Origin of the sequence: Streptomyces sp. SBT349, from assembly GCF_001083795.1 — a bacterium.
In the GTDB taxonomy this organism is placed as follows: Bacteria; Actinomycetota; Actinomycetes; order Streptomycetales; family Streptomycetaceae; genus Streptomyces.
Genome location: NZ_LAVK01000313.1, coordinates 1 through 8,727 on the forward strand (window position 1 = coordinate 1; position 8,727 = coordinate 8,727).

Below are 8,727 nucleotides of genomic sequence, written 5' to 3' on the forward strand. Positions count from 1 at the left end.
CCCCCGCCCCGCCCAGCGCCCGCAGATAGGCGACGGGGTCCCGGGTCGCGAGGTCGAGCGGCGGGCGCCGCCCCTCCACGCCGAGCGCCCTCAGCGCGCCGCGCTGCGTCAGCAGCTTCGCGCCGGGCCCCGCGCACGCGTCGAGCGCCACGTGCGCCGTCAGGTCCCGGTCGCCGTCGGGGACGGGGTCGGTGACGCGGCCGTCCCGGTAGCCGGTCAGCGTGCCCAGCGGCGGTCTGCGGTCCCGGGTGTGCGCGTAGTCCACGGCGACGGCGCACCCGCGGGCGAGGGAGGCCACCGCCCCCGCCCAGGCCACGTCGCGCGGCAGCCCGATCTCCGCCCGCGTCCCCGGCTCACGGCCCAGCGGCCACCAGCGCGCCAGCCACGCGGCGTCCTCGCCCGCGACCCGGGGGCCGAGCCGCTCCTCACCCGCCGCGTCCACCAGGACCAGCCGGGGAACGCCGTCGGGCCCGACCTCCACCACATCCAGCGGCACGTTGTCCAGCCACTCGTTGGCGAACAGCAGCCCGACCGCGCCGTCCGGCGGTTCGGCCCGCCAGTCGATCGCCGGGTCGAGACCGGCCGGCCGCCCGGCGCGTTCCACGGCGCACGCGCGCACGCGCGCGCTCACCTCGTCCGGCAACGCGCCCACCACCCCGGTCACCAGTTCGCCGCGCCCGGCCCCGACGTCCACGAACGCCAGCTCAGGGGGGTGGCCCAGCGCCTCGTCCACCCGCAGCAGCAGCCGCGCCACCGCCTCGGCGAACAGCGGCGAGGCGTGGACGGCCGTCCTGAAGTGCGCGGACGGCGCCTGCCGCAGAAAGAATCCCCCGGGCCCGTACAGCGCCCGTTCCATCCGGACCCGCCAGCCCGCGGGCTCGTGATCCCCGACCATCGTTCCCTTCCATCGTCCACCTTGAGGAGTAGTTGACGGCTTCACGTATCGGCCATGCGGTTGACTCCCGAGCCGCACACCATGCCTACTCTGGGTGACGTGAACCGGCTTTACGAGTTCCTGCGCCGTCACCCCACCGGGGTCGACGGCTTCTGGGCATTCGTCATGCTCTTCACCTCCTTCATGGCGATCGCGCTGCCGCCCCAGAGCGCGTACGAGGGGCCGGAGTGGGGCGGCCTGCTCGCGTCGGGGCTGCTGGCCGTCGTCGTGATGCTGCGCCGCCGCTGGCCCACGCGGATGCTGCTGCTCGCGATCGTCACCGGACTCTTCCAACTGGCCGCCGACGTGCCCCCCCTCCCGGCGAACTTCGGCTTCCTCGTCATCATCTTCACCATCGCCTCGGGCCCCGAGCGCCGCCCCTCCCGGCTGGCCCTGCTGATGTCGCTGACCGCTCCCACGGTCGCGGCCCTGCGCTGGCCCGAGGAGTCCGACGCCGAGTCCCCGGCCAACGCGGTGGCCGGGGTCGTCTTCCTGACCATCGCGTTCTGCCTGGCCTGGGTCCTGGGCGACTCGCTGCGCACCCGCCGGGCGTACTACGCGGAGCTGGAGCAGCGCGCCCACCGCCTGGAGCAGGAGCGCGAGACCCAGGCGCGGATGGCCGTGGCGGCGGAGCGCGCCCGCATCGCCCGCGAGCTGCACGACGTCGTCGCGCACAACGTGTCGGTGATGGTCGTCCAGGCCGACGGCGCCGCCTATGTCCTCGACACCGCCCCCGAGCAGACCAGGACCGCGCTGCGCACCATATCGGGCACCGGCCGCCAGGCGCTGACGGAGATGCGGCGGCTGCTGGGCGTGCTGCGCAGCGAGGACGGCTCGGCCACCGCGCAGGACTACGTGCCGCAGCCGGGCGTGGAGGAGCTCGCCGACCTGGTCGACCAGGTCAGGGACGCCGGGCTCCCGGTCGACTTCCGGATAGCGGGCACCCCGCGCCCGCTGCCGAGCGGCGTGGAGCTGACCGCGTACCGGATCGTCCAGGAGGCCCTGACGAACTCGCGGAAGCACGGCGGCCCCGACGTCGGCGCGACGGTCACCCTTGAATACGGAACTGACGCCCTGACCGTTCTCGCCGAGGACGACGGGCGCGGGGCGCAGCGGGACCTGTACGAGGAGCGCGGTGCCGACGGCCTGGGCCAGGGGCTGATCGGCATGCGCGAGCGCGTCGGCATGGTCGGCGGCATCCTGCTGGCCGGGCCGCGCCCCGGCGGCGGGTTCAGGATCAGCGCGACCCTCCCCCTGGCGGGCACGGAGTGAACGGGTCCGCCATGGACCAGACTGGGCCGGGAACCGAGAGCGAGGGGGAGGGTCCGATGCCCATCCGCGTGATGCTGGTGGATGACCAGGTGCTGCTGCGCACCGGCTTCAAGATGGTGCTCGCCGCGCAGGACGACATGGAGGTCGCCGCCGAGGCGGGCGACGGCCTGGAGGCGCTGCACGTCCTCGCGTCCACCTCGATCGACGTGGTGCTGATGGACGTCCGCATGCCCCGCCTCGACGGGGTCGAGGCCACCCGGCGCATCTGCCAGGGCGGCTCGGGCGGCCCGGGGTCGCCCAAGGTGCTCATCCTCACCACCTTCGACCTGGACGAGTACGCGTTCTCCGGGCTCAAGGCGGGCGCGGCGGGCTTCCTGCTCAAGGATGTGCCGCCGGACGAGCTGCTGGCCGCCATCAGGGCCGTGCACAGCGGCGACGCGGTCGTCGCGCCCTCCACCACCCGCCGCCTCCTGGACCGTTTCGTCTCGCTGCTGCCCGCCCCGGATCGCGCCGCGCACCCCGAGGTCGACCAGCTCACCGAGCGGGAGCGCGAGGTGCTGCTGCTGATCGCGCAGGGCCTGTCCAACGGCGAGATCGCCAGGCAGCTGTTCGTCTCCGAGGCGACGGTGAAGACGCACGTCGGGCGCATCCTGGCCAAGCTCCACCTGCGCGACCGCGTCCAGGCCGTCGTCCTGGCCTACGAGACGGGCCTCGTGCGCGCCGGAGGACGCTGAGCACACCGGGCGCGGGCCCCCCGCGGGCGGCCGTAGCATGGGAGTGACGTCCGGTACCGGACACAGGACCGGAACGCTCCAGTGAAAGAGGCACGCCCCGCCGTGAACGCCGCCGACAACGCCCACCGGGCCACCGAGGCGAGGGACCGACCCGCCCGGCTCCGCGTCGGCGTCGTCGGGGCCGGTCGTGTGGGCCCCGCCCTGGCCGCCGCGCTGAGTCTGGCCGGGCACCGCCCGGTGGCCGCCTCGGGCGTCTCCGACGCCTCCCGGCGCCGCGCCGAGGCGCTGCTGCCCGGCGTCCCGCTGGTCGCCCCCGACGAGGTGCTGGCCGCGGCCGACCTGGTGCTGCTGACCGTTCCCGACGACGCCCTGCCCGCCCTCGTCGCCGGCCTGGCCGAGACCGGGGCGGTCCGGCCGGGGCAGCTGATCGCGCACTGCTCGGGGCGTTACGGCACGGCGGTGCTCGACCCGGCGCTGCGGGCCGGGGCGCTGCCGCTGGCGCTGCACCCGGTGATGACGTTCACCGGCACGCCCGTCGACGTCCAGCGCCTCGCGGGCTGCTCGTTCGGCGTCACCGCGCCCGAGGAGCTGCGGATGGCCGCCGAGGCGCTGGTCATCGAGATGGGCGGCGAGCCGGAGTGGGTCGAGGAGGCCGCGCGCCCGCTCTACCACGCGGCGCTCGCGCTGGGCGCCAACCACCTGGTCACCCTCGTGGCCCAGGCCCTGGAGCTGCTGCGGACCGCGGGCGTCGCCGCGCCCGACCGGATGCTCGGCCCGCTGCTGGGCGCCGCCCTCGACAACGCGCTGCGCTCGGGCGACGCCGCCCTGACCGGCCCGGTGGCCCGCGGCGACGCGGGCACGGTGGCCGCCCACCTGGAGGAGTTGCGCGCCCACGCGCCCCACGCGCTGGCCGGCTATCTGGCGATGGCCCGCACCACCGCGGACCGGGCCCTCGGCCACGGGCTGCTGAAGGCCGAGCAGGCCGAGGCGCTGCTCGGCGTGCTGGCGGAGGGCGGCGCGGACGGCGCCGCCGGTGCCGACGGAGGAGAACGATGACGACAGCCGTGGTGCGCCGAGCCGCCGAGCTCCACGCGCGCTATGTGCCGGGCGCCCCGCGGGCCGTGGTGATGACGCTGGGCGCGCTGCACGAGGGCCACGCGGCGAATATCAAGGCCGCCCGCGCGAGCCTTCCGCCCGGCGGCCAGGTGGTCGTGACCGTCTATGTGAACCCACTCCAGTTCGCCGCGGGCGAGGACTTCGACCGTTACCCGCGCACCCTGGAGACCGACGTCGAGCTGGCCGGGGCCGCGGGCGCCGACCTGGTGTTCGCACCCCTGGACGAGGAGGTCTACCCGGCGGGCGAGCCGCTGGTCCGCGTCAGCGCGGGCCCCCTGGGCGACCGTCTCGAAGGCGCGGCGCGGCCCGGCCACTTCGACGGGGTGCTGACCGTCGTCGCCAAGCTGCTGCACCTCACCGCGGCCGACCGCGCCACGTTCGGCGAGAAGGACGCCCAGCAGCTCGCGCTGATCCGCCGCATGGTCGCCGACCTCGGCTTCCCCGTCGAGATCGTGGGCGTGCCCACCGTCCGCGAGCCCGACGGCCTGGCGCTCTCCAGCCGCAACCGCTACCTCTCCGCGCCGGAGCGCACCACCGCGCTCGCGCTCTCCCGCGCCCTGAACGCGGCCGCCGCGCTCCCCGGCGCGTCCGCGTCCGCCGTCCGCGCCGCCGCCGCGGCCGAGCTGGAGGCCGCGGCCCTCGCCGACCCGCCGCTCGCCCTGGACTACCTGGCCCTGGCCGACCCGGTCGCCTTCACCGAGGTCCCCGCGGACCACACCGGGGACGCCGTCCTCGCCGTGGCGGCCCGCGTGGGCAGCACCCGCCTGATCGACAACGTCCGGCTGACCCTGGGAGCGGACGCGTGAGCGCCCCCGCCGCCATAGCCGTTCCGCTGCCCGCGGCGCTCCCCGCGCCCGCGCCCGGCTGGTTCATCGACGCCGACGTGGTCGTCGTCGGCTCGGGCATCGCCGGGCTCACCGCCGCGCTCCGCTGCTCCGCCGCGGGCCTGGCCACCGTGATCGTCACCAAGGCGCGCCTGGACGACGGCTCCACGCGCTGGGCACAGGGCGGCATCGCCGCGGCGCTCGGTGAGGGGGACACACCCGGGCAGCACGAGGCGGACACCCTGGTCGCGGGCGCCGGGATCTGCGACGAGGCCGCCGTCGCCGCGCTCGTCACCGAGGGCCCGGGGGCGGTACGCCGTCTGATCGGGCTCGGCGCGCGCTTCGACGAGGAGCCCGACGGCCGGATATCCCTCACCCGCGAGGGCGGCCACCACCGCCGCCGCATCGCCCACGCCGGGGGCGACGCCACCGGCGCCGAGATCTCCCGCGCCCTGGTGGCCGCCGTGCGCGCCGCGGGCATCGACACGGTGGAGAACGCCCTCGCGCTCGACCTCCTGCGGGACGCCGGGGGCCGGACCGCGGGCGTCACCCTCCATGTGATGGGGGAGGGCCGCCACGACGGCGTCGGCGCCGTCCGCGCCCCGGCCGTGGTGCTGGCCACCGGCGGCATGGGCCAGGTCTTCTCGGCCACGACCAACCCGGCCGTCTCCACCGGCGACGGCGTCGCCCTGGCGCTGCGCGCCGGCGCCGAGGTCTCCGACCTGGAGTTCGTCCAGTTCCACCCCACCGTCCTGTACCTGGGACGGGACGCCGAGGGCCAGCAGCCGCTGATCTCGGAGGCGGTGCGCGGCGAGGGCGCCCACCTCGTGGACGCGGACGGCACCCGTTTCATGGCCGGGCAGCACGAGCTGGCCGAGCTGGCCCCGCGCGACATCGTGGCCAAGGGCATCATGCGGCGGATGCGCGAACACGGCACCGACCACATGTACCTGGACGCCCGGCACTTCGGCGCCGCGATGTGGGAGGGGCGTTTCCCCACCATCCTGGCCGCCTGCCGCTCCCACGGCATCGACCCGGTGACCGAGCCGGTCCCGGTCGCCCCGGCCGCCCACTACGCCTCGGGCGGTATCCGCACCGACCTGGCGGGACACACCACCGTGCCGGGCCTGTACGCGTGCGGCGAGACCGCGTGCACCGGCGTGCACGGCGCGAACCGCCTGGCGTCCAACTCGCTGCTCGAAGGTCTTGTCTTCGCCGAACGCATCGCCGCCGCCGTCGCGCGGGACGCCGCCGCCGCCCGCGACGGGGCGGACGGGCGCCTGCGCGCCGCCCCCGCCGTTCCGGCGCCGCCCGCCGCCGGACCTGGGCTGCTGCCCCCCGAGGCGCGCGCCGCCATCCAGCGGGTGATGACCGCGGGGGCCGGGGTGCTGCGCTCCGAGGCCAGCCTCGCCACCGCCGCCGAGGCCCTCGACGCGCTGGCCACCGACGCCGACCGCAAGCCGGCCGAGCCGGGCGCCGACACCTGGGAGACGGCTAACCTGCATCTGGTCGCGCGCGTCCTCGTCGCCATGGCCCGGCTCCGCCGTGAGACCCGCGGCTGTCACTGGCGCGAGGACCACCCCGAGCGGGACGATGCCCACTGGCGGCGCCATCTCGTCGTCACCCTTCACCCCGCAGCCGGGGGCTCGGCCCTCGGCGTCCGTACCACCGACACGACCGCGTTCCCTGCGACGGCGCGGACGCACCGAGGAGAACGAGCAGGCCGTGACCAGCGCTGACTTTCCCCGAGCCACGCCCGTGGAGCTCACCCTGCTGCCCTTCGGCAGCAGGCCAGGCGAGGAGGAGCAGGCGGGCGGCGGCTGCGGCGCCGGGTGCGGCTGCGGCGACGGGCACGGCGACGTGTTCGAGCACGACCCGCTGGAGTGCGGCCTCGACCCCGACCTCGCCCAGCTGCTGGCCGACGGCGGCCTCGACCCCGTTCAGGTCGAGGACATCGCGCACCTGGCGATCGAGGAGGACCTCGACGGCGGCGTGGACGTCACCACCGTGGCCACCGTCCCGGAGGACGCCGTCGCCACCGGCGACTTCACCGCCCGCGAGGGCGGCACGGTGGCCGGGCTGCACATCGCGGAGGCCGTGCTCTCGATCGTCTGCACCGACGAGTTCGAGGTGGAACGCCACGTGGCCGACGGCGACCGCGTCGAGCCCGGCCAGGTGCTCCTGTCCGTCACCACCCGCACCCGCGACCTGCTCACCGGCGAGCGCAGCGCGCTCAACCTGCTCTGCCGCCTCTCCGGCGTCGCCACCGCCGCCCGCGCCTGGGCCGACGCCCTGGAGGGCACCGGCGCCGCCGTCCGCGACACCCGCAAGACCACGCCGGGGCTGCGCGCCCTGGAGAAGTACGCCGTGCGCTGCGGCGGGGGCGTCAACCACCGCATGTCGCTCTCGGACGCCGCGCTGATCAAGGACAACCACGTGCTCGCGGCCGGCGGCGTCGCCGAGGCGTTCCGCAGGGTCCGCGAGGAGTTCCCCGGCGTGCCCGTCGAGGTCGAGGTGGACCGCCTCGACCAGATCGAGCCCGTCCTCGCCGAAGGCGCGGACCTGCTCCTCCTGGACAACTTCACCCCCGAGGAGACCCGCGAGGCGGTCGCCCTGGTCGCGGGCCGCGCCGCCCTGGAGTCCTCGGGCCGCCTCACGCAGGACAACGCCCGCGCCTACGCGGCGACCGGGGTCGACTACCTGGCGGTCGGCGCGCTCACCCACTCCGCCCCGATCCTGGACATCGGGCTCGACCTCCGCCCCGAGAGGCGCGACTGACCATGCTGCTCACTATCGATGTCGGCAACACCCACACCGTCCTCGGCCTGTTCGACGGCGAGGAGATCGTGGAGCACTGGCGCATCTCGACCGATGCGCGGCGCACGGCCGACGAGCTGGCGGTGCTGCTCCAGGGCCTCATGGGCATGCATCCGCTGCTGGGTGAGGAGCTGGGCGACGGCATCGACGGCATCGCCATCTGCTCGACCGTCCCCTCGGTCCTGCACGAGCTGCGCGAGGTCACCCGGCGGTACTACGGGGACATTCCGGCGGTGCTGGTCGAGCCGGGCGTCAAGACGGGGGTGCCGATCCTCACGGACAACCCGAAGGAGGTCGGCGCGGACCGCATCATCAACGCGGTGGCCGCCGTGGAGCTCTACGGCGGCCCCTGCATCGTCGTGGACTTCGGCACGGCCACGACCTACGACGCGGTCTCGGCGCGCGGCGAGTACGCGGGCGGCGCGATCGCCCCCGGCATCGAGATCTCCGTGGAGGCGCTGGGCCTGCGCGGCGCCCAGCTGCGGAAGGTGGAGCTGGCCAGGCCGCGCCACGTCATCGGCAAGAACACGGTGGAGTCGATGCAGTCCGGCATCCTCTACGGCTTCGCCGGTCAGGTGGACGGCATGGTGGAGCGCATGTCGCGCGAGCTGGCGGACGACCCGGACGACGTCACCGTGATCGCCACCGGCGGCCTGGCGCCGATGGTGCTGCGCGAGTCCACGGTGATCGACGAGCACGAGCCCTGGCTGACCCTGGTGGGGCTGCGCCTGGTCTACGAGCGGAACATCTCCCGCTCCTGACCCGCGCCGGGCCGGGGACCCTTGGGATTACGTGGGAACACGTGGGAAGACGTGGGAACACGCCGGGGTCCGGCGAATAGCACGCGATTTGTCTGCTTACCACTTAATGTCGGTTTATGGTTACGTCCAACGGTTCCCAGGGCTCCGGCACCCCACCGGCCAGGTGCTCCTGTCCGTCACCACCCGCACCCGCGACCTGCTCACCGGCGAGCGCAGCGCGCTCAACCTGCTCTGCCGCCTCTCCGGCGTCGCCACCGCCGCCCGCGCCT

The 8,727-nt window shown here is 75.2% G+C and carries 8 protein-coding genes and 1 pseudogene; 8 read left to right on the forward strand and 1 reads right to left on the reverse strand.

Annotated features, from left to right (window positions below; translation table 11 throughout):
• Positions 1-895, reverse strand: an 895-nt coding sequence (locus ADY01_RS28220) for an SAM-dependent methyltransferase (protein ID WP_234320441.1), incomplete at its 3' end; no start/stop codon positions are given.
• A 99-nt stretch (positions 896-994) separates the two neighbouring features.
• Between ADY01_RS28220 and ADY01_RS28225 the strand changes: the two genes are divergently transcribed.
• From ADY01_RS28225 to ADY01_RS37520, 8 genes and pseudogenes are all read left to right on the forward strand, one after another.
• On the forward strand, positions 995-2,206 hold the full coding sequence (locus tag ADY01_RS28225; RefSeq protein ID WP_049579156.1) for a sensor histidine kinase: 1,212 nt from the start codon (positions 995-997) through the stop codon (positions 2,204-2,206).
• A 56-nt stretch (positions 2,207-2,262) separates the two neighbouring features.
• The gene (locus tag ADY01_RS28230) at positions 2,263-2,940 is read left to right on the forward strand and encodes a response regulator (protein ID WP_049579167.1); all 678 of its coding nucleotides are present in this window, start codon (positions 2,263-2,265) and stop codon (positions 2,938-2,940) included.
• Positions 2,941-3,042: 102 nt separating this feature from the next.
• Positions 3,043-3,996: a Rossmann-like and DUF2520 domain-containing protein gene (locus ADY01_RS28235; protein ID WP_049579158.1), complete on the forward strand. Its 954-nt coding sequence runs from the start codon at positions 3,043-3,045 to the stop codon at positions 3,994-3,996.
• Entirely contained in the window at positions 3,993-4,862 is an 870-nt protein-coding gene (panC, locus tag ADY01_RS28240) for a pantoate--beta-alanine ligase (protein WP_049579159.1), read from the forward strand. The genes ADY01_RS28235 and panC overlap by 4 nt, the downstream gene beginning before the upstream one ends.
• The gene (locus ADY01_RS28245; protein ID WP_234320442.1) at positions 4,859-6,619 is read left to right on the forward strand and encodes an L-aspartate oxidase; all 1,761 of its coding nucleotides are present in this window, start codon (positions 4,859-4,861) and stop codon (positions 6,617-6,619) included. Before panC ends, ADY01_RS28245 begins: the two co-directional genes overlap by 4 nt.
• Positions 6,606-7,658 carry a carboxylating nicotinate-nucleotide diphosphorylase gene (gene nadC, locus ADY01_RS28250; protein WP_078900683.1) on the forward strand — a complete coding sequence of 351 codons (1,053 nt, stop codon included), beginning with the start codon at positions 6,606-6,608 and terminating at the stop codon, positions 7,656-7,658. The genes ADY01_RS28245 and nadC overlap by 14 nt, the downstream gene beginning before the upstream one ends.
• 2 nt (positions 7,659-7,660) lie before the next feature.
• A complete protein-coding gene (locus ADY01_RS28255) occupies positions 7,661-8,458 on the forward strand; it encodes a type III pantothenate kinase (protein ID WP_049579164.1) in 798 nt (265 codons plus the stop codon).
• Between the two features lie 139 nt (positions 8,459-8,597).
• Positions 8,598-8,727 (forward strand): annotated as a pseudogene (locus ADY01_RS37520) (nicotinate-nucleotide diphosphorylase (carboxylating)); the annotation flags it as partial.